The organism is Haemophilus sp. UMB1048 (assembly GCF_030218125.1).
Lineage (GTDB): Bacteria > Pseudomonadota > Gammaproteobacteria > Enterobacterales > Pasteurellaceae > Haemophilus_D.
In genome coordinates this window covers 1-306 of sequence record NZ_JASOPB010000062.1, presented here as the reverse complement: position 1 = coordinate 306, position 306 = coordinate 1, and the positions used below count along the sequence as shown (strand labels likewise).

Annotated in this window: 1 protein-coding gene; it reads left to right on the top strand. The window is 64.4% G+C overall.

All coding sequences use genetic code 11. The features are described 5' to 3' along the window. A partial coding sequence (locus tag QP437_RS09875; RefSeq protein ID WP_285267715.1) for a hypothetical protein occupies positions 1-306 on the top strand: 306 nt, incomplete at both ends.

Genomic DNA, 306 nt, shown 5'->3' with positions numbered 1-306 from the left:
GAGCCGCAGGGCCAGCAGCGTGTGGAAGTTCAGGGCGACCTGAACAATGCGCTGACTCAACAGCAGGGTCAACTGGATAGCGCCGTTGCTAACTCCACCTTACCGACCGAACCTGCGACCGTTGCGCCGATGCGTAATGGCGCCGCGCCGCGTCAAACGACCGAACGCCAGACGGCCGCCGCGCCGCGTCCTGCCGAGCGTAAACAGGTGGTGATTGAACCGAAACCGCAAAGCAAGCCGCAGGCGACCGCCAAAGCGCCGGTTGAAACCAAACCTAAGCGCGTAGAGAGCGCGCCGGCGGCTACC